We start from the raw sequence: 21,295 nt of genomic DNA, 5'->3' as shown, positions 1-21,295 counted from the left end.
CGCTCTCCTGAGGCCAGGAAGGGAAACCTTCCTGGCCTGCGTCTATGTACGGGCGGGGTCCGTCAATTGGGCAAAGCGAGCCAGCATGGTGCGAGTGCTGCCGGAATCGAAAAAGATCGTGACGTTCTCCTCGCGACCGTCCCGTTCCACGGCGACAACAGTGCCCGTTCCGAAGTTCGGATGGTGAACCCGCTGACCGTGGGCGAACGCCGTGAGCCTAACCGCCTTTGGTGCCGGAGCCTCCCTGGAGGTGGTGATAGCGCGAACCAAGGCGAGGTCCACCTCATCCGGCTCCTCCCCCGGCCCAAAGGCGTCCCAGACGCCGCTGTCAACCTCCGTACCGCTCAACACATCGTGTGCCGACAGGAGGCTTGCCGCTGCGTGGAGCCGCGCCGCGTGGCGCGCGACCCCCAGGACATGGTCCCCGTCCGCCTGGGAGGGCCACCAAGCCCTCAGGTACCGCTCAAGGCCAAGGCGGGCGGGCAGAGTGAGAATCGCGCGGGCATCCGTGGCATCCCACGCAGCAGGGTCACGCTCCAAGGCGGCGCGCAGGCGGCCAGTATCAGCAAGGGCAGCCTCATAGTCCGCCTCGAGCAGGAAGGGTGAGGTGGGGGCGCCGACGACCGTATGCAGGTGCAGAGTCTGCTGAGGGCGCGTGAGGGCGACGTAGAAGATGCGGCGTTCCTCCTCCAAGCGGTCGGGGCCGCCCATAGGGTAGGTGCCCGCATTCGCGTCGGGAATGAACACGATGGGCCACTGGGACCCCTTAGCCCTGAAGACAGTGGTAAGGATGACGACGTCCGTCTCGTCGGCCGCGTTGCCCCCCACGCACCCGAAGGAGATGTGGTCGAGGTGGCGCAGGAACAGCGCGCCGCTGCCCTTGTCGCGCGCGTAGCGAGTAAAGGCCTGGACGTTGCGCACACGGCCCTCGGCGTTTTCGGGCAGGCCGCTGAGCATCAGGAGATGTCGGGTGTACCCCACCCGCCGGTCAAGCGCCTCGAGCAGGTCGCTGGCTGGCATGTCGTCCAGTGTGTCAGCGAGCCACGCGAGGGTCTCGGCCAGGTCGGTGAGGCGCGTAGCGAGTTGATCATTCTGCCCGGCGGCCACGAGGCGCGCTGCGCGCCCGAACGCCAGGTGGTAGCGGGTAACGCGTAAGGCGACCTCGTCGGCGACCGCCTTGGGCACATACCGCGTGGGACGGTTGACGAGTCGATGCCAGTCGCGCATGGCCACGGTCAGGCGGGCATCGTTCAGTCCCGCGCCGCGCCGGAGGGCGCGCTCGGCGTCCGCGAGGCGCAGGTAGCTTACGAGGACGACGACCTCGGGCCGCTGGTAGAAGGGCAGGTTGCCGCGGACCACGTAGGGGATGCGCGACTCGATCAGGAAATGCTCGACAAAGGGCGTCTGCGCGTAGGTGCGGACGAGCACCGCGACGTCGCTGCGGCGCGTGCCCTCGCGCAGGGCCGCGTCAATCTCCAAGGCGACGGCGCGGCCCTGCTCCTCGGCGCTGGCATGCTGATGGACAAGCGTCTCCCCCGCAAAGCCGCGGGTGAGTTCAAGGCGCTTGGGCTGGCGCCGCGTGTTGTGCTCGATCACCTTGTTGGCAAGGACAACGTGCGGCGCGAACGAGCGGAAGTTGTCGCGGATGAAGTACGTGGTGGCCCCGTACCGCTCGGCAAACCCCAGGATAAAGTCGACCCGCGCTCCGCGCCACTCGTAGATGGTCTGGTCGTCATCCCCGACAGCCATCAGATTTCGGTGCGTGCGGGTAATCAGGTCGACGATCTCGCTCTGGGCGAGGTTGACGTCCTGGAACTCATCGACGATCACACACCGGTGCTGTCTCTGCATGTCCGCGAGGAGGTCCGGGAAGCGCACCAGGGCCTCCCAGGCGTCGAGGAGCATGTCGTCGAAGGTGACGATGCCGTCCCGGCGACGGACGCGCTCATAAGTGTGGTACAGCGCGAGGTAGGGCGAGCCGGGCGTGGGGGCCTGCGCCTGCCGCGCAACGGCGAGGCCCTCGGGGGGGAGGCCAGCCGCGTCGAGATCAGCGTACTGAAGGTCGCCCTTGCAACGCGAGACGTACTCGAGGAAGTCGTCGCGGTCCACCCCGTGCCCGAGGTTGAGGCCGTCGGCGCGGGCCTGAGCAAGGGCGCGGGTATAGATGGTCACGTTGAGGTCCGTCTGCTCTGCGTCGCCGAGATGCAGGTGGGTGAGGTGCCCCAAGTGCAGGGCGCGCCTCAGGATGCGGTACCCGACTGAGTGCAAGGTGGTGGCCGGCACGGCGGCGCAATGGGGCCAGGCGTGCAGCTTTTCCCGCAGTTCGCGGGCGGCGGCGCGGTTGAATGTCGTCGCGAGAATTTCGCGCGGCGCGAAGACCCGCTCGCGCACGAGACGCTCGATTCGGTGCGCGGCGGCGGTGCTCTTGCCAGCCCCCGCGACGGCAAACACCAGGGCCGGGCCGTGGTCGTGCGCGACGATCCGGCGCTGCTCTTCAGTGAGGGGGACGAGCGACACAGCGTACCTAAGGCTTCCCCGCGAGCGTAGCACGACGCCTCATTTGCGCCACACGAACATGGCGAGGGCGCTAGGCTGGTGGAGTGCAGAGCAACGTCGACGTAAGCGCACCAGCGCGGCTGCTGGTGTTCTTCGACGTGGAGACCACCTCGGAGAAGGTCGAGGAGGCAGAGATCGTGGAGATCGCCGCCGTCCGGGACGGCCACCCGCCCTTCCACGCCTACCTCGCGACCACATCTCCTGTTCCAGACAAGACCTACAAGATCACGCACATCCCGCGCGATGAGTACGACTGCGAGAAGCGTGAGCCCCGGGGGCAACTCGCGGCGTTTCTCGCCTATGTGGGCGACGCCGAGCTCGCCGGGCACAACATCCACACCTACGACCTGCCGGTCCTGCGGCGTGCCCTTGAGGCCGCTGGCCTGCCCGTCCCCGAGGCGGCGAAGGACGGTCAGGGAGTCGACACCATGTGGCTCGCGCGGCTGGTTCTGCCGGTCCTGCGGGACGCGAGGCGCCCGGACGGCCGCGCGGCGCGGCTCGCTAGCCACCAACTCGGCGACCTGCACGAGTTCCTGTTGGGCGAGCCGCTCGAGGGGGCCCACCGCGCGCACGCCGATGTCATCGCCAACCAGAAAGTCTTTCACGCCTTGCTGCGCGAGGACGTTCCGCAGGCCACGCGCCGCCTGTGGTCGCGCTTGCAAGTCGACGCCGCACGCTTCTTCCCAGCCGACCCCCTGGGCGAGGACGCCCTAATGGACTACCTGCGCGTTCCCGCGGCGGTGCCGCGCGTGCGCAGCGCTGGCGAGTCTTTCCCAGGCGTAGACACCCTGTTTCCCGCTTGGACCGAGGCGGCGGTACGGGAAGGCCGCGTGCGCGACATAGAGGTCCCCGCCTTCCTCAGGGCTGTGGAGACGCGTGACGTGAGCTTCACGGGAGTGCGGGAGGTCCTTGCGGCGGACCCGGACGCGCCCGAGGCGGCGCGAGCGGTGAGGACGCTTGCTGGCAGCTTCCGGGTGAAGCGCCAGACGGACGGGACCATCCGCGCCCCCCAGGCGGAGATGGCACGCCGCGTGTGCGACGTTCTCCAGGGCGCCGTGCCCGCCGCCGTCATCCAGGCACCGACCGGAACGGGCAAGACCAAGGGGTACCTGTTCCCGGCCCAGCACTACCTCGCCACCCACCCGCAGGAGCAGGTCATCATCGCTACGCACACCAAGGTGCTGCAGCAGCAGGTGTACGACGAGCTTCGCGGGTGGTCCCACACCTATGCCACCAACGCCGTCAATGCCAAGAGCGCCCGGAAGTACATCTGCCTCGACGCCCTCGCCGAGACCCTCGTGGACGGCGCGAGGGAGGCAGACCTTGCAGTGCGCCGCGCGCACGCGATCGTCGCGTCGTTCGCGCATCAGGGCGACTACGACCTCGAGGCGCTGCCGGGCGCGTGGCAGTTCAGCGACGCCTTCCGGGAACTTGAGCTCGCCGTGGAAACGCACGCCGCACGCTGCCGCGACACCTGCCCGTTTGTCCACCTGTGCGGCTACCAGATCGACCGGGCGCAGCGCGCGGCGGCGCAGGTCATCGTCACGAACCAGGCGTGGCTGCTCGCGACCATGGCTGACCCGGGTGACCAGCCCGATCGGCCGCGCCCGCACCTCGTCGTCGACGAGGCGCACAACCTCGAGGATGTGGCTACCGAGGCTTTCGCGGAGCGATTCCGCGCCGACCACGTCCGGTTTCATCTGCGCCGCTTACATGACCCGAAGAGGCGCGGGGCGCTGTCTCGCGAGATCCCCGAGGGTCTGCGCGACCTCGCGCGTCAGGCGCGGGGCGAGTTGCTGCCGCGCGCGCAGCGCGCCCTCGAGCAATACGACGCCGCGGTCGCGGCGTTCGTCAAAGCGCACTACGAATCCGGCGACGAGACATTCGGCCTGGAACTCGTCGTCACGGCCCACCTCCTCGAAACGGCCGACTGGCAGCGGCTGCGCCGCGTTGAGGACGAGTTGATCGGCACCCTGCGCGCCCTTCGCGATGCCCTCGACACCTTCCGGCCCCACAAACTCGTCTACGCTCGCATGCACCCGGCGCTGGACTACTTCCAGTCCCTTGTCCAGCTGCTCTACGCCCGGCGGCGCCCCGATCCCTTCGCGGTCATCCACACCACTGAGTGGACGCCGGGGCGCGGCTGGGAGCACGCCGCGCGCCCCGTGGACCTCGCGCCGCGCTTGCAGGATGTGTGGGCGAACGCCGCGAGCGTCACCCTCACCAGCGCGACCCTCGCGCCCGGCGGCGACTTCAAGTACGTTCGCCGCACCCTCGGCCTGCCCGCGGGCACGGCCGAGCTCGAGCTGCCCGAGGGCCTGCCGTACGAGAAGGCGCACGTCCTCTTCCCAGCGCACCTACCTGCCGCGCGGGCGGAGAATCTCCGGCGCTTTGAGGATCTCTATGGAGCCGAACTCGACGCGTTCCTCCCGCACACCCACCGCAGCCTCAGCCTGTTCACCAGCCGCGAGCGGATGAAACGCGCTGGCGAGCGCCTCGAACACCTCACGCCCATCGTGCCGCTCACGCGCGTCGCCCGAGAGGACGCCGCGCGTGAGATGGCCAGGGGTGGCCCGCGCGTGGCCTTCGGCACGCGCGCGTTCATGGAGGGCGTCGACTTCCCGCACCTCAAGGTCGTCAACCTCGAGCGTATTCCGTTCCCGGTGCCCGACGCGCTGCTGCGCGCCCGCCAGGACCTTGCCGTGCGCAGCGACATCGACCCGTGGTACGGCTTCTACCTGCCCAAGGCGCTCCTCACCTTCACTCAAGCGTTCGGGCGCCTCATCCGCGATTCCCGGAACACCGGTGGCGAAGGCGCGTTCGTGCTGTGGGACAAGCGCATCCTGCAGGCGGCCTACCGCGAGGTGGTATTCCGCTCCCTCCCCGAGAGTCTGGTGCAGGCTGGGCACCTGCACCGCCCCGCCGACCGCGCGGCGTTCTATGACCTCGTCGCGGGCATCCTGGGCGTCGACCGCGAGCAACTGCCCCGCGGGGAACTCCTCGACGCGACCACCACCCAGCTGCGTGACATTCGAGCGCGTGTCCGCGCTGGCGAGCTGACGCGCGAGGAGGCGCTCGACGCGCTGCTCGACCTGTTCTGGGATGGCAAGCGCCTCAAGGCCGAGCAGCGTGAAGCGGTGAACGCCGTTCTGGCAAGCCACGACCTGCTGGTCTACCTGCCCACCGGGTTCGGGAAAAGCCTGACTTTCCAGCTGCCCGCGCTGCTCGACGACGCGCTCACCCTGGTAGTTAGCCCGCTCGTCGCGCTGATGCAGGACCAGGTCGACGGCCTGCTCGAGGCGGGGGTCCCCGCCGCGGCGCTCCACGGGGCGCGCACCGGCACCGAGCAGCGCGGCATCCTCGAAGACGTCCGCCACGGCGAGGTCAACCTGCTGTACGTCAGCCCCGAGCGCGTCAACCGCAGCGAGGACCTCAAGAACACTCTGCGCGACCTCGCCCGCGAGGGCCGGCTGCGACGGGTGGTCTTCGACGAGGCGCACTGCCTCAGCGAGTGGGGGCACGACTTCCGCCCCGACTACTCCAGCGCCATGGACGTCCTGCGCGCCGCCGCGCCCGAGGTCCACGTCACCGCCCTCACCGCCACCGCCGCGCCGGACACGCGGGAGCAACTGCCCGGCGAGTTGCAGATGCGCGATCCCGTGACGGTCACCGCACCGTCGGACCGCGAGAACCTCGGCTACTACGTACAGCGCACTGGCGGAGACCCGGTCGAGAAGCTCCAGCACGTCGTCCAGCTCCTATCCTGGCTGGGGTCGCGCAGGGAGGACCCGAACTGGAGCGCCATCGTCTACGTCTCGACGCGCAACGCCGCCAGCCGCCTCGCGCAGGCCCTTGACGCGCTGGGCTTTCCCGCCGGCGCGTACCACGCTGGCCTCTCCGGAGTGATGCGCAAGGAAGTGCAGGAGCAGTTCATGCGCGACGAACTGCGGGTCATGGTCGCCACCACCGCCTTCGGCATGGGCATCGACAAGCCCAATGTCCGCGCCGTGATTCACTTCAACCCGCCGCGCAGCCTCCCCGCGTACGTGCAGGAGGCTGGCCGCGCCGGTCGCGACGGTAAGCCAGCCTGGGCGCTGCTCCTGCACGACCAGCGCGACTGGAGCCTGTACCGCTGGCTCGCGGGGCAGGACGTGCCGGATCGGACCCACGCCGTCGCCCTGATGGACCTCCTCACACTCCACGGGCGCCTCACGGCGTACCCCGATCTTCTCATCGAGCAGGTGAACACCCTGCTCACCACGGGCGAGCTGCTGGAGGCCGACGACCTGTCCCCCCTCCTCGCTGCCCTTGAGGACGCGGAGATTATCCATACCGGGTACCGCGTGGGAAAGATCCGCCTGCTCAGCGCGTGGACGATCGAGCAACTCACCGCGCACCTCGGCGACCACCACGGCCGCCTCGTCGCGCAGCGGGGGTACCGCCCCGGCCGCACCCCCGCCGAGCTCGACCTCTCGGACATCCCCTCCACCGACGCCGACGCCCTGAACAAGGCGCTGTACCGGCTCTCGCTGGACCATCCCCTCGAACTGCTGTATAGCACCCACCGCCCGGCCTTGGAGGTGACGCCGCTGCGTGCGAGCCTCGATGCCTTCGACGGCATCGTGGAAGATCTTCTCGCCCGCAAGCGCCGCAACCTCGAAGGTCTCCAGACCTTCGTGCGGAGCACCATCTGCCGGCGCCGGCGCCTCCTCGAACTCTTCGGCGAGGCGATGCCCGCCCGCGTCGATCGCGCGACCTGCTGCCATGTGTGCAACCGGGATGAAACCCCCTGGGGGCTCGCCCCGCAGGTAAGCGTCAGCATCATCGAGGACGTCTACCGCATTAAGGACACCCTGCTGGAGTTTCTGGAGCACGACCAGGCCGAGTATGAGCGCCGCGGCTACACGGGCGCGTACCCGGCCAAAGGGGCCACACGCATCAGCATGTTGCTGCGCGGTGAGGTGCGCCGCTTCGTGGGTAAGGACCTCCAGAGAACTCTCCATCCGTACGAGCAGCGCTCCCTGTACTTTGGCCGCCTGGAGTTCGTCGCCGCCAAGGAGATCGAGCGAACCCTGCGCGCCGCTGCGGATAAGGGCTTCGTCACCGCCACACCCTTCGGCGCTGGCTTCACGTTCGCGATCAACGACGCTGGCCGCCGCCACCTCCGCCGCAAGGACCGTGCCACCCGCCCCGAGAGACCCGTCATATGAGCGACTCCCCGAACACCCTCGACAAGGATCGCCGTCACGCCCTGATCCACCAGGTCGTGCACGCGGAAACCACCGACGACCTACGCGCCCTCCTCACCACGTCTGCTCCACGGGTCCTCGCAGACGCCTTCCGCAGTTACTTCGACGCGGGGAGCAAAAAGCTTCCCCACCTGCGACGTGACGCCCTGGTGATTACCGGCAAGGCCTTTGCCAAAGTGACGAACCAGGACGTCGTGAACGCCGCCGACCGTCTCAGGACAAAGCATCCCGGGTTCCTTGAGTGGATGGTCGGCTGGTGGCTTGACCGGCACGCCCCCCTTCTCCTCTCTCTGTTGAACGGAGAGGCACTCAGATCAGGCGTGGACTCTGCCGTCTTCACCGTCGCTCTACGTCTCCTGGGAGACGACGCGCGCCCTGCCGACTGCCTGCTTGCCACCGCCACCCAGGCAGACGAGCGGGCCAAGGCCGCCCAGGAACAGCAGGATGCCGCCACGTCCGAGCTGGAGGCCGAACTCGCCCGCGCCGAGGCGGAGCGGCAACAGGCGAAGCGTGACGCGGCCGGGGCGCTCCTCACCTTCCAGCGCGAGTTCGCCGCAGTGAATGCGGGAGCAGAGCAGACGCTGAAGGCAGCGAGGATGGAAGCGGAGCAGGCCCTGTCGGCCGTGAAGAACGACGCGAACCAGCGGATGGCCGCCGCACAAGATGAGATCAGAACGCTCCAAGATCAGCTTGGCGCGGCGCACGGGCAACTTGTGGAGCAACGTGAAGCAGCGAACACCGCCCTCCAGGCCGCACTCGCGCAAGCCACAGAGACGCATCAGCGGACGGTTGCGGAGTTACAGCAGCGCATCGCGCGGGTGCGCCACGAGTCGGAGGGAACCCGCCAGCGCCAGGCCGCAGAACTTGAACAGCTTCGGCACACCCTGGCCGCGCAGCGCAGGGCCGCGCCCCCTGCTCGTCCACCCGACCTGGACGCGCAGTTCACCGGGGCGCTCGTGATCAACTACGCCGCGCTCGGCAACGACCCCGCTGAGCGCCTGGCGGACCTGTTCAGCATGTACCGCGCCTACGCGCGGGGGAACCTGGACGACCCGCGCCTCGCGCGCGCCACGAACCTCGCGCGTCTCACGGGCGCGCGGCGCGGCGTCCTCCTCGTCGGTGCGGAGCGCCTGCTCGAAGACGGGGCGAACACCGCCGCCGACCGCTACCTGCGCCTGCGCTCCCAGCAGCAGGAAACGCAGCTTCGGCAATTGGTCGCCCGGGTGCACTCGCAGCTTCTCGGGGGGAACGCATGAAGTTCGATGCCTCCACGCCCGAGGACATCAAGACCGAGGCACGCCTCGCAGAGTTGCGGTGGCACTTGAACGCCGCCGCAACTGCTCTCGACGCGCTGGGCGCCGAGATCGACCAGACCGCAGAAGTGGCGCGGCTACGCCAAGCGCTCGCAGAGGCGCGGGCCGAGAACGAGCGGCTGCGCGGCGCGGCCCATGACGCCGAGCGGAGCACCACAGTGCGCGCCCAGCTCGAGGCGCTGCGCCGCCGCGTCTATGCCCCAGGGTTCTGGCGGGCCGAGTTCGCCGAGCCGCTCGCCTTCACTCTTGAGGAGCTTGACGAGACCCACGCCGCCCTCACCGTCCCCGATGTGGAGGTCGGCGAGGTGCTGCGCGCGTGGCAGACGGAAGTGCACGGGGTTCTCACCGATTCGGACGCGGCCCCCGACGCTCGCCACCTGGAGGGGCTGCGCCGTACGCTCGTGATGCAGTGGGTGATGCTGCGATGGCTTGAAGTCACGCGCCTGGAGGACGCCGGGTGACCGACTGGCGTGAAGCCCTCCTCGAGCGGTTCGAGCAGCAGGGACCTATCGACCTGTTCGTCTCGGTTGACGAGTACCGCCGACTGGGCGAGGTGGTCCGGCGACTGTGGCGGCGCGATTCCCCCACCTGGGCGGCCGACCCGACGACCTGCCGCTTGTTCCTGGCGTATCTGCGCGGCTACACCTTCTACCGCGAGGTACCTGAGAACGACACCCAGTTCTGGCCCAACTTTCACGAGGAACTCGGCCTGGAGCAGCCCTCCAACATGAAGACGCGCTACGACGCGTTGTGGACCGTGCTGCACAGTGACCCACGCACCCGCGCCCACTGCCACATGTCCTACGGCGTCGAGCGTGACCGGCGGGAATTCGTGCAGGCGATCCGAGACAGCTGGGGCTACCGCACGTTGGGCGCGCCACAGCTCATCGCGCTCTTCGCGCGGTACTTTGAAATTTTCCCCGGCAAGACCGTCACGCCCGAACGCCTGAGAAACGCACTCGGGGTCATCGATGAGGCGACGCTGCGGCAGGCGGCCACCTACGACCGCCTCTTCCGTCCCCTCACCGGCATCGTCGACCATTTGCTCGCCACGGATCCCACTCTCGTCCGCCTCCCGTACCGTGCCCTCAGCGAACACCTCGAGCAGAACGGGGTGCTCGTGGGCGAGCCCAACGTCGTCGCCTTCCTGCACCACAAGTCTGAGCACGCCCTGCGCGATCTGCTGGGACGTCTACGCCCCAGCTTGCGGCACTGGGTGCGGCTGCGGCAGGCGACGCGCACGGTTGCCCGCGCCCCCGGGGTGCAGGTGCGGCTCGCCGACGGCTACCACCCGGCGGGCCAAGCGGTCGTCGTGCGCGTCACGGCCCCCCCCGCGGCCCTGGACCTGGAGGTCGAGCTCGTGCCCCTCGGCCAGCGTGTGCCTGTCCGCAACGGCGCGGCCATCTTTGAGGATGTCCCTCCCGGGGCTTACCGCGCCGTCACCTGGTCTCACGGCGAACGCGGGGCGGAGGCCTCCGTGACCGTCCTCCCACCCCTCTCGTGGTCCCTGCCCACGCCCCGCGGCCCCCTCATCGAGGGTGAGTGGCACGTCGGGCGCGTTCAGACGGAAGACGGGCGCTTCGCCCCCTTCCGCTGGCACCCCCACTGGGAGAAGCGCGGCGAGCGGTACGTCCCCGCAACCACCCGGGTGGCCCTGACTCTCGATGAGGACCTGAGGGTCGAACTCGACGTGACCGCCGCCAGCATTGGAGCCCGGCTGGTGGATGCGGAGGGGGGCCAAGTGGAGCGCGTCCACGACGCACGTGACCTCGAGGCGCTGCGCGTTTGCTGGCTGCGGCCGCCCCACCTTCCGGCCCGCTCCATCCGGCCGCGCGTCCTGCTCGAGTCGGCTCCGGACGCTCCAGTCAACCCGCACCCCACGCTGACCGCGCTCGCGCGCCAAGCGCCTGCAGGCGACGACCGCATCGTTCTGGAAGTGCAAGTGCGCCGGGAATGGCGACGCGTCCTCGCCGTCGACTACGCTGCGACCATCGTCTTGTCCGACGTTTGCGTCGCGGGCAACGCTGTCCGGGTTCTGGGGCAAGCGCCACGGGGCAGCGCCCTGACGGTGCATGAGGCGGCACACAGTGGGAGCGTCTCGCGGCAGTACCCCTGGCCGGGCGGGGGTTTGCTAGTCGCGCCGTTGCGCCTGCCGGATGTGGCCGAGCCTCGCACGGTCACCCTTACTGTTGAGGCACCTGGCTGTCCAGTGGCAACGCGGACAGTGGACTACGTGCCCACCCTGGGCAGCCCTTGGGCGTGGGCCGTCGAGGGACTCGGCTGGTGAGCGTGGCCCGGAACCCCTGGAGGGAAAGTGGCCGGGCCAGGGCTCATCTGCTGGCAGACCTGACCTCGTTAAGCAGGAGACCCGGAAGACTGGGAGGCGGCGCAAGCCTCCACGATTGCCTCTCCGGAAGGAACGCAAACAGCAGGTCATGACTCCCCTTCGCCCAGCCTGCACTGGTCACCTCCCAGCTGGCTGCGCGTGCGGAGGCGGTCTGCACCGCCTACACTCACCGTGTCCTACAAGGCTTCTTTCTTTGAAAGACAGCTACACAATGTGGACTGCTGAAAAATGTCCTCTGTAATCATTACTAAACTGCAACTTGAGTCATAGAGCAATCCGTTATTCCTTTGCTCACACGACCCTCTCTCCTGCTGAGGAACAGTTCTCGCACAAAATTGCTCTGGTTTTCCAAATAACGCCAGCGTGGCGAACAGTCGAAGGGGAGAATTCCCTTGTACCTTGAGCGTTCCTCAGTCCCCTGCCTGCAGCTTCTTCGGCTTGAGGTGCGTGATGCGCGCGCCTGACAGCCCCCTCCACCTGGCATCCTGGTGGGCGTGAACGGCACAGTCGCTGCTCTCCTGAGCCTGGCGTCCCCGGACCGCGCTCATCTCGATGCACTAGTCACCGAAACCGCGGTGAGGGACACCCTGCGCGCCGAGGGCCACCATGTAGCGGGCTTCGGCTTTTGGGCCCTGCGTCGCCGCGTCCGGCGGCAGGACCTGCTCGTGCAAGTGCTCACCCAGCCCCGCGACTGGACCTGGCTCGCCTTCGCGCCCACTTCCCCACATGACCTTCCCCCGCCCGACGCCCGCCTTCTGGCCAAGGTGGCCCAGGGACTGCACGGGGTGACCCTCCTTCAGTGGGCCGTGGATGACCAGGCCCTCACTTTCACGGCGTGGCCGTTGCAGGTCACCATGGTGCGCGGGCAGCCTTGTCTCGTCCCCGGTGCGCCACGACCTGCTCAGCGGGTCCTCCTGCCCAGTGCCCCCTTAATCGCGGACACGTCCCGCTGGCGCACAGTCCCGGTTGGCGACCTGCTCGCGGCGCTCGTCGAGGCCTACTACGTGGAATACGTGGCAGCCGCCGAGCCGGGCGCGTTTACGAATGTCGACGTCCTCGCGCAGGGGGACAGGCGCCCCGTGGTCGTGGAGGTCAAGCGCCGCAGCCGGACTGAGGCTACCTCTGGAGCCCCACTGACCCTGACGGTCACGCAGACGGAGACCCTGCGCCACTTGCGGGCGGCGGGCTGCGAGGTGCACGTCACCGTACGGGTCGTGCCTCCAGGCATCGCGAGTGACCCAGCCCGGGCGCTGGCCGAGGGCCACTGGCGGGCGGGGGCAGCGGTCATCCGGCCCGGATGGGGGGAGACGGTCCTCGACCTGCTCGGCCCGGTGGCGGCCCCCACTCTGGGCGCATTGCGTGAGGCCAGACGGCAGGCGCTCGGGGCCGCACCAGCGAAGGAAGACTTTCCCAAGGCCAGTTCTCCTTCTCTAGAACGAACCGGGGGCAAACGGTCAGGTCATGCCGTACGCGAGAAGAGCGTACGGCCGCGGGCTTCCTCCCCGATCCGACGTCCCAAAGCTCCCGGCCGGTTGACGTCGTTCACCTTCGAGTTTCTGAGCGTGTGGGCACCGGCGCCGGTCCGTTTGCGGGGGCAGACCTTCGCGAGTGTGGGCAGCGCATTTCTGGCGGCGCAGACCCTGGATGACGAGGTCCGCCAGCAACTGGCGCGGGTCACGGCACCTGGGGCGGCGGTCCGCCTGGCCCGCCGTGCCCCACAACGCCCAGACTGGCTGACCCTGCGAGATACGGTGGCGCGGGACGTATTGCGCTTCGCCTACCGGGAGGACCGCGCCGAGCGGCTGATCGGCACCCTTCCCTTGCTCTTGGCAGACCCCGAGGTGTTCGACCCGTTGTTGGTCGGGGTGCAGGGCCGGAAGGGATTGGCAGCGTTAACTCTGTTGCGGGGGCAACTCGCCACCCGGGCAGCGCGAATGGCGGGCGACCGCTGCTTCTCGTGTGTCTTCGCCGTGCCGTCCATCTGGCCCGGTTTCCTGGGCTGCGCGCACCCGGGGGGTGTTGAAGCGACAGTGAGTTGCGTGGGGAAAGCGGCCGTGCAGGGGCCACTTGTTCGGGGAAGGGGCATCCTCGTACCCGTCACGACGAGGGGAGGACCCCTCTTCGAGCGCCGCTCAGAAGAGCCCGCCGACGGGACCTGACCGGGGGACAGGCGGCTGCTTGGCGGCCTCATCGCGGGCCCGCACGGCGAGTTGATCGGCACGTTCGTTCTCAGGATGGCCGGCGTGTCCCTGCACCCACTCGAAGGTGAGGGTGTGTCCCAGGGCGGCCTCGGCAACGGCCCGCCACAGGTCGGGGTTTTTGACCTTCTTCCAGCCCTTGGCCTGCCAGCCAGCGAGCCAGCCCTGCTCGAAGGCGTCGATGACGTACCGGGAGTCGCTGACAACGTGGACCTGGCAGGGGCGCTTGAGGGCACGCAACCCTTCCAGGAGGGCCGTGAGTTCCATGCGGTTGTTGGTGGTCTGAGCCTCACCACCCCAGAGCTCGCGGGTATGGGTCCCGCTGGAAAGAAGGCAGGCCCAGCCGCCCGGGCCAGGGTTGCCCGAGCACGCCCCATCGGTCACGAGGCGCACGGCAGTAGGACGAGGCGAAGTGGGCATGGGGTTTTCAATGTAGAACGCCAGCGAGGATGGCCCACACACCTTGTTGGCAGGCGATACGATAGGCGAGCGCGCCTATGCCCGACTTTCCACTGCTCGACCGCTACTTTCCAGAAACCCTGTTACAAGATCTGGTGGATAACCGCTGGTTGCCTATCGTGGGGGCTGGCCTGTCCCGGAACGCCGTCACACCCGACGGTCAGGCCATCCCCGACTGGGCCGGGCTAGGGCGAGAGATGGGCCGGCACCTCGGGGAGCAGGCTTGCGACAACGCACTTGAAAACATTTCCGCGTTCGCGCACCGTTTTTCTCGCGTGGTGCTGGTCGAACGACTGCGCGAGATGATCCGCGTGAATGACGCGCGACCTGGCGAAGCCCATCGGTCATTCTGCACCCTCGGGTTCGACGTAGTCGTCACGACCAATTTCGACTTTCTGCTCGAGCAGCAGTACGCCCAACTCCAGCGTCCTCATCATCCCATTCTGGACGAGTACCAGCTGGCCATCGGTGTGTCCCGTGGGGTCACGAACATCCTGAAACTTCATGGTGACGTCAATCACCCGGCGCATCTCGTGGCAACCGAGGACGACTACGAGAAGTTCGTCGTGCAGCGCCCCCTCATGGCGACGTACCTTGCCAATCTGCTGATCAGCCGCACGGCTGTACTGGTGGGGTATAGCCTCGACGATCCCGACTTCCGACTGATCTGGCGCGTGGTCACTGAGCGATTGGGGACGCTACGCCGCCCCGCGTACGCGCTGATCGTGCGCGCCTCGCCGACTGAAGTTGCGCGGTACGCCAGACGTGGCGTCACGGTCATCAATATCGACGAGGCCGGGGCGTACGGCGACTTGCTGGCACAGGTATTTGACGAGTTGCACCGTTACTTGCTGGAAAAGCTCGCACAGCGCAGTACATACCGGACCGACGACTCGGCCGGTCAACTGCGCCTACCTGAAAATACCGCCAACAACATCTGCTTTTTTGAGTTCCCGAACAGCCACCAATGGTTCTACCGGGACTACGTGTTTCCCCTGGTAGCACAGGAGGGGCTGGTACCTCTCACGGCCGACGACGTTGTGGCGCCGGGTGATCAGATCATCGCGAAGCTGGAGATGCTCGTGCGGCGGGCGCAGATTGTCATTGTGGACATCTCGACCTCGTGGGGGGAAGCGGCGGTCAAGCTGACCTGGGGCCAGGAGGGCGTCAAGGTGATATTGGTGACGACCCACAGCGCCAGTCGCTCTCCTTTCCCAGACTTGCCTATGGTCATGGTCGACTTGGACAAGGAGGAGTCAGTGCAGGCGTCTGCGCAGGCCCTCGTCCGAGCCATTCAACGTGTCCAGCCTCGCCTCAATGAGGACATGCGTGCCGAATTCGAGCGTCTGTACGCCAATGCGGAATACGCCTCGGCGTTGGTGCTCGGTGTTGGACTCATCGAATCGCTGCTGCGGCGCCTCCTGCACGGGGCCGACAATGCCTCGTCCCAGAACGTTCGCCTGCGTGCCCTCATGGATGAGGCGCTCCGACGAGAAGTATGGGGTGAGGACGAAATCGCCGAGTACGAGCGGGCGCGATACGTGCGGAACCGGTACGTGCATGGGGACCATCAGGGCGTGGCGGCCGTTGAATACCGAACGGCCGCGGCCGGGGTAAGAAGGTTGCTGGAGCTTCTCCAGCGCCGTGAGCACCCGCTGGCTTGATACGAGAACCTCCGTACTGATCAGTCGGCGACGTACCTGGACTACCCTTCTCACCCGGTGCATCAAGCGGAGGAGGACCCCCGTGAACCAAGGCGCACTCGCCTGGCCAAAAGTGCACCCTGAGGTTTCTCAGACGCCCTTTAGGCATGAACTTCCCGCAGGTCGGCGGCCACAGGCTGGGAGGGCAGGTCCTCCTCGGGAACGGGAACACCACTGTAGCTGTGGGCGCCCAGGCCCGATACGGCAGTATTCAGCAGATTGAAGGTGCCGCGAGTGAAGTGAGTCACGGCGCCTCCATAACTTTCCGTGAGGGTGCGGGGGCGGTCAGGGGTGCTGAGATCCAGGCTGCGCCGCAGCAGCTCCAGCCCCACCTCGTCCAGCAACTCCATGGGGTCACTGCTGGCCCGCAGGCCACCCATCACGTCCAGCAAACCCAGCAGGGCGCCCCGCTCATGGTCGTTGAGAAGGCTGCGTTCACGCCGGGCGATCATCACGTCCGGGTCCGGCTGGTACCAGGTGTGCTGATACCAACGGGTCAGTGCGGTGTGCAGGGCGCTGCGGGCGCTGGGTACGGCGCCGTCGCCCAGCAACACGCGCCGCGCCTCGTCATCCCAGAAGGGCGTGACGTCCGGCCCGGTCCGCATGGCATCCACGAGCCCGATGCTGCTCGCCAGGGGCGCGCCACACCCCAGCAGGAAGCCGTCCTCCCCGAAGCCATCGCGGAGCGCCTGCAACCCCATCCGGTACGCTTCCGCGCGGCTCACCGCCGGGTCATGCCGCTTGCCGGGATGCGACCCGGCGTACAGGAAGTCAACTTTCAGGTAGTCGTACCCCCAAGTGCGGCAGGTGGCCGCCAGGTCCCGCAGCCAGGCGAGGGCCTCCGGGTGGGTGGTGTCCAGGGCGTGGTAGGGGCCACCCCAGTTGTTGCCGAACAGCAGCGGCGTTCCGTCCTCCGCTTGAAGCAGCCACTCCGGGTGGGCCGCACGCAGTTTGGATTCAGGCCCCACCAGGAACGGGGCCAGCCACAGTCCAGCCCGGAAGCCGAGCTCCCTCAGCTGAGCGGGCAGGTCCTTGGCGTGGCCGCCAAACCAGGAACTGGGTTCGAACCAGTCGCCCAGGTCCGCCTGAAAGCCGTCGTCCAGCTGAAAGACATCGAACGGCAGGCCGTGCTCGTGGGCGAGCCGGGCATTTTTCAGCATGGTGTCCAGAGTGATGTCACGGTAGTAGGAGTACCAGGAGCACCAGACGCGCAGCGGTGCCGGCGTCCGGGCACCCATCGCGCGGCCCAGTTCACCGCTGAGCTGCTCCAGGGTTGTCTGCACGTCCGCCGTTTCCTCGAAAGCCACGTCGGCGTCGGCGCCTTCCAGGACGCAGGTCACGTCCACACTGCTGGTGCCAGCACGAACCTCCCAGTGCGCGAAGGTGCGCGTGGCGTCCCTCAGGCAGCCAACCCAGCCGCTGCCGTCCGGACGGAGCAGGGCAATCAGGGTGTGGCTGCGCCAGACGCCCGCCTGATCGCTGGGCGGAAAGGCGGGGTCCTGGCCCTGGTCGGTCATCCATTGGAACAGCGCCTGTCTGGGCGTGTCGGTCAGAGGTCGCAACTCCGCTTCGCTCCAGGACTGGTAGCCGTTGGTCAAAACGCGCAGAGTGTCCGGGACGATAGGCAGGGTCCAGCGGTGCGTGTTGGTGTCGGTCATGGTCAAGCTCCGGGGAAGATCAAGAAAAAAAACAGCGGGAGGAGGCGACTTCAGTCCGCAGCCTGAAGGGCGCGCAGGGCCGCCGGGACGAAGTCGCCGTGAGCGTCGAGAAGGTCGTCGACCAGCGCCCAGATCTGGTCGAGGTCAAGTTCCGACGCGGTGTGCGGGTCAAGCATGGCGGCGTGGTAAATGTGCTCGCGTTTGCCGATGACCAGCGCCTCGACCGTCAAGGCCTGAACGTTGATGTTCGTCTGCATCAGTGCGGCCAGTTGCGGCGGGATGCGGCCGATGCGGGTGGGTTGCACGCCCTGCCGGTCGACGAGGCACGGCAGCTCCACAGCGCAGTCGTGCGGGAGGTTCTGGATGAGGCCGCCGTCGTTCATGACGTTGCCGTACACCACGCGCGGCTGTCCGGTGACCATGCTGTGAATGATCAGGGAGCCGTACTCGACGCTGCGAGACACCTCCAGCGGGGCAGTGGGATCCTGGAGTTGCGCGCGCAGGTCCTCCCAGCCGCCGATCTGCGCCTGGCAGCGGCGGGGGTACTCGTCGAGCGGGACCTGAAAGCGTTCGATGAGGTCTTCACGGCCGCGTTTGATGAAGTACGGCACGTACTCGCTGAAGTGCTCGCTGCTTTCGGTCACGAAGTACCCGAGACGCCGCAGCATCTCGTAACGCACGCGGTTGCCAGCAGGCACCTGACCGCTCTCCGCGAGGGCTTTGAGACGCGGGTAGAGGTCCTCACCGCGGTGCTCGAACTTCAGGTAAAAGGCCATATGGTTGATGCCAGCGCACAGGAAGTCGATCTCCGAGGCGGGGAGCCCGAGGTCATGCGCGAGTTCCCCAGCGGTGTGCTGCACGCTGTGGCACAGCCCCACCGTGCGGATGGGCGTCTGGCGCGCGAGCCCGGCGATATTCATGGCCATGGGGTTGACGTAATTCAGGTGCAGAGTGTCGGGGCACAGCCGCTCCATGTCGCGGCTCATGTCCAGCAGCACCGGCACGGTGCGCAGGGCACGCATGATCCCGCCGATGCCGAGCGTATCGGCGATGGTCTGCCGCAAGCCGTACTTCTTCGGCACCTCGAAGTCCGTCACGGTCGCCGGTTGGTATCCGCCGACCTGAATCATGTTGATCACGAAGTCCGCGCCGTCAAGAGCACGTTCACGGTCCGTGGTGACGGAGACGGTGGGGTGGGCGCCGACCGCACGTGCGACGCGGCTGGCCACCTGCCCGGTCACGTCGAGGCGTTCCGGGTTGATGTCGAACAAGCGGATGTCGGCGCTGGCAAGTTCGGGGAAGCTGAGGATGTCGCCGAGCAGGTTCTTGGCGAACACGGTGCTGCCCGCGCCGATCATGGCGATTCTGGGTGCAGTCATGGAAGTCCTTTGCGAAGTCGGGAGGCCGTGGCACGTTCAGTGGTTTGAGGGGCAGAGGTGGGCGACCGGTCGTGCGGTAGCCCACCTCTCCTCTTATCTGAACAGCGCGTTGACTTTGGCGTTGGCGTCCTTGAGCACGGCGCTCGCTTTGGCCTGGCCGAGGAAGACCCGCTGCAAGGTGCTCGTCATGATGTCGTTGACCTGGGCGGCGTTGTCGGTAATGGGGAAGTAGAAGGTGCCGCCGGGCGCCTTGGCCTGGTTGACGAAGGAGCTGACGTCCACGCCACGGGCCTTGTGGGCGGCGACCGCCAGGTTGGTGGCGGACGGAATGGCGGGAAAGACGACTCCGGAGCGTCCGACGGTGTTCTGGCATTCAACGCTGGCGAGATACTTGACCCACTTCCAGGCGGCTTCCTTGTTCTTGCTGCCGACCCAGATGGCGTCGGACAGGCCGTTGAACATGCTCATGCGCTTGCCGTTCGGGCCTTTGGGCAATGGGGCGATGCCGACCTTGAAGGGGAGCTTCTGGGTAAAGTCGCTGATCATCCACGAGCCGTTGATGAACATGGCCGCCTGACCAGCGCGGAACAGACCGTCACCGCTGCTCTGCACGTCCTTGAAGCTGGGAATCAGGCCGTGCTTGAGGTTCAGGTCCGCGAGCCACTGGATGGCCTGCGCGAAGCGGGGGTCGCCGTAGTTGTACTTGGTGCCGAACAGGCCGTTGTTGTGCTTCCACCCCATGGGCGCGGTGTAGAAGGCCCATTCGGTCTGGCCGTTGAAGCCAGCGCCGTACCCGGTCAGGTAGCCGTACTGTTTGACCTGCTTCTTGTTGAAGTTGGGGGAGAGGCCATTGTTGCCGCTACGGTCCACGGTGAGCCGCGCGATGGCCTTTTGCCAGGTGCCGCCGTCCTTAGGGTTCCACGTGAGGTTGGCGAGGTCAGTGGGCTTCATGCCAGCTTTCGCGAGCATGTCCGCGTTGTAGAAGATGCCGACCGTGTCAAAGTCCTTCGGCAGACCGTAGCGTTTCCCGTTCTTGACCCACAGGTCCGCGAGGCCCTTGAAGTAGACGTTCGTGGCGACCTTGTCGCGTTTGATCAGCGGGTTCAGGTCCACGAGCTGGTTGTTGGAGGCGAATTCCGGGTAGTACGCGAGGTGGTTGGTGAACACGTCCGGGGCGGTGCCGCTGACGAAGCCGGTGGTCAGGCCGGTCCAGTAGTCGTTCCAGCCTTTCTGGGTGATTTTGACGGTGATGTCGGGATTCTTGCGGGTGAAGTTCGCCGCGCACTGCTGGTACGCCGGTTGTTGGTTGGCGTCCCACAGCCAGTACTCAATGGTCGTCGCGGCGCTGGCGGTGCTCACCAGGGTGGTCGTCAGGGTAGCGGTCAGAGTCAGCAGTTTTTTCATGATGGGTCCCTCCAGGGGAGTGAGGTGGGCGGCGGGAGGACGCGGGAGGGGTGTGGGGCTTGGAGGTGGCGCGGGACCGGTCATGGCGTGCCTTTACTTCGTGCCGCTGAACGCGAGGGATTCGACGACGCGGCGGCCGAGGATGATCAGCATCAGGAACACTGGGATGGCGGTGATGAAGGTGCCCGCCATCAGTCCGGTCCAGTCGGGGACGCCCTGGGGTGTCTGAGATTTGAAGACCTGGAGGGCGACCGGCAGCGTGAAGGAAGCTTCGTCCTTGGCGATCAGGAACGGCCAGAAAAACTCGTTCCACATGCCGATCGTCGTCAGGATGGCGAGGGTGGCGAGGGGACCCTGGCTCATGGGGAGGGTGATGCGCCAGAAGATGGTGAAGGGACCGGCGCCGTCGAGAAAGGCGGCTTCTTCGGTTTCACGGGGCAGCGACAGGAAGAACTGCCGCAGGAAGAACACCGCGAAGGGCGTCATCAGAATGAAGGGAGCAACCATGCCGGGAATGGTGTTCAGCCAGCCGAGGTTCCTGACGGTGATGAAGTTCGGGATGAACAGGACGATCCCGGGGATCATCATCGCAATTAGGAACAGGGTGAAAATGACGTCGCGGCCGGGAAACTTCAGGCGGGCGAACGCGTAGGCGGCCATCGCGGAGAAAAAGGTCTGACCGACCACGATCAGCAGGGTGAAGATGGCGCTGTTTTTCAGGGCGCTGAGGAAGTTCACGGCGCTGCCGGACCCGCCGGCGGCCTGGGCCTGTTCGGTGCTGAGCAGGCCGAGCACGCGCTGGAAGTTGACCAGGGTGGGGTCGCTGGGCCACAGGCGGGCCGCTTCGGTGAAGAGGTCCCGGTTGCTGGTCAGCGCGGTTTTTAGAACGATCAAAATTGGGAACACCGAAATGATGAGGATGAGGGCCAGGGCCAGCCACGCGAGCAGGCGACCCAGCGGGAAAGGCTTTCGGGGGCGGTGGTAGGAACGGGGGACGGTGGTCATGGGCTTCTCCTGGGCTCCGGGCCG

General features: G+C 67.1%; 12 protein-coding genes. 6 read left to right on the top strand and 6 right to left on the bottom strand.

Translation table 11 applies throughout. The features are described from left to right. Positions 1 to 42: 42 nt before the first annotated feature. On the bottom strand, positions 43 to 2,517 hold the full coding sequence (locus HNQ09_RS07870) for a UvrD-helicase domain-containing protein (RefSeq protein WP_184027644.1): 2,475 nt from the start codon (positions 2,515 to 2,517) through the stop codon (positions 43 to 45). Positions 2,518 to 2,600: 83 nt separating this feature from the next. On the opposite strand from HNQ09_RS07870, the gene HNQ09_RS07865 reads away from it, so the two are divergent. The 5 genes from HNQ09_RS07865 to HNQ09_RS07845 all read left to right on the top strand — a co-directional run bounded on the left by HNQ09_RS07865 (position 2,601) and on the right by HNQ09_RS07845 (position 13,624). Further along, a complete protein-coding gene (locus HNQ09_RS07865) occupies positions 2,601 to 7,766 on the top strand; it encodes a RecQ family ATP-dependent DNA helicase (protein WP_184027642.1) in 5,166 nt (1,721 codons plus the stop codon). After that, positions 7,763 to 9,061 carry a hypothetical protein gene (locus HNQ09_RS07860; RefSeq protein ID WP_184027639.1) on the top strand — a complete coding sequence of 433 codons (1,299 nt, stop codon included), beginning with the start codon at positions 7,763 to 7,765 and terminating at the stop codon, positions 9,059 to 9,061. The genes HNQ09_RS07865 and HNQ09_RS07860 overlap by 4 nt, the downstream gene beginning before the upstream one ends. Then, on the top strand, positions 9,058 to 9,579 hold the full coding sequence (locus HNQ09_RS07855; RefSeq protein ID WP_184027637.1) for a hypothetical protein: 522 nt from the start codon (positions 9,058 to 9,060) through the stop codon (positions 9,577 to 9,579). Before HNQ09_RS07860 ends, HNQ09_RS07855 begins: the two co-directional genes overlap by 4 nt. Positions 9,580 to 9,671: 92 nt before the next feature. Further along, on the top strand, positions 9,672 to 11,405 hold the full coding sequence (locus HNQ09_RS07850; RefSeq protein ID WP_184027634.1) for a hypothetical protein: 1,734 nt from the start codon (positions 9,672 to 9,674) through the stop codon (positions 11,403 to 11,405). Positions 11,406 to 12,040: 635 nt separating this feature from the next. Further along, positions 12,041 to 13,624: an NADAR family protein gene (locus HNQ09_RS07845; protein WP_184027631.1), complete on the top strand. Its 1,584-nt coding sequence runs from the start codon at positions 12,041 to 12,043 to the stop codon at positions 13,622 to 13,624. Here HNQ09_RS07845 and rnhA read toward each other — a convergent pair. Further along, positions 13,598 to 14,056, bottom strand: a complete 459-nt coding sequence (gene rnhA / locus HNQ09_RS07840) for a ribonuclease HI (protein ID WP_425485867.1) — start codon at positions 14,054 to 14,056, stop codon at positions 13,598 to 13,600. The two genes, HNQ09_RS07845 and rnhA, sit on opposite strands and share 27 nt — an antisense overlap. A 104-nt stretch (positions 14,057 to 14,160) precedes the next feature. On the opposite strand from rnhA, the gene HNQ09_RS07835 reads away from it, so the two are divergent. After that, positions 14,161 to 15,786, top strand: a complete 1,626-nt coding sequence (locus HNQ09_RS07835) for an SIR2 family NAD-dependent protein deacylase (protein ID WP_184027625.1) — start codon at positions 14,161 to 14,163, stop codon at positions 15,784 to 15,786. A gap of 140 nt (positions 15,787 to 15,926) precedes the next feature. Here the strand turns inward: HNQ09_RS07835 and HNQ09_RS07830 are convergent, their stop codons facing one another. The 4 genes from HNQ09_RS07830 to HNQ09_RS07815 form a co-directional block, all read right to left on the bottom strand. Further along, positions 15,927 to 17,483 (bottom strand): glycoside hydrolase family 36 protein, encoded by a 1,557-nt coding sequence (locus HNQ09_RS07830; RefSeq protein ID WP_184027622.1) that lies wholly within the window; start codon positions 17,481 to 17,483, stop codon positions 15,927 to 15,929. A gap of 50 nt (positions 17,484 to 17,533) precedes the next feature. Further along, positions 17,534 to 18,862: an alpha-glucosidase/alpha-galactosidase gene (melA, locus tag HNQ09_RS07825; protein WP_184027620.1), complete on the bottom strand. Its 1,329-nt coding sequence runs from the start codon at positions 18,860 to 18,862 to the stop codon at positions 17,534 to 17,536. Positions 18,863 to 18,955: 93 nt separating this feature from the next. Next, entirely contained in the window at positions 18,956 to 20,266 is a 1,311-nt protein-coding gene (locus HNQ09_RS07820) for an ABC transporter substrate-binding protein (protein ID WP_184027617.1), read from the bottom strand. A gap of 93 nt (positions 20,267 to 20,359) precedes the next feature. Next, the gene (locus HNQ09_RS07815; RefSeq protein WP_184027614.1) at positions 20,360 to 21,271 is read right to left on the bottom strand and encodes a carbohydrate ABC transporter permease; all 912 of its coding nucleotides are present in this window, start codon (positions 21,269 to 21,271) and stop codon (positions 20,360 to 20,362) included. Positions 21,272 to 21,295: the final 24 nt, after the last annotated feature.

Origin of the sequence: Deinococcus budaensis, from assembly GCF_014201885.1 — a bacterium.
Taxonomy (GTDB): Bacteria; Deinococcota; Deinococci; order Deinococcales; family Deinococcaceae; genus Deinococcus; species Deinococcus budaensis.
The sequence above is the reverse complement of the archived record's forward strand: the minus strand, read 5'-3'. Positions and strand labels throughout refer to the sequence as shown.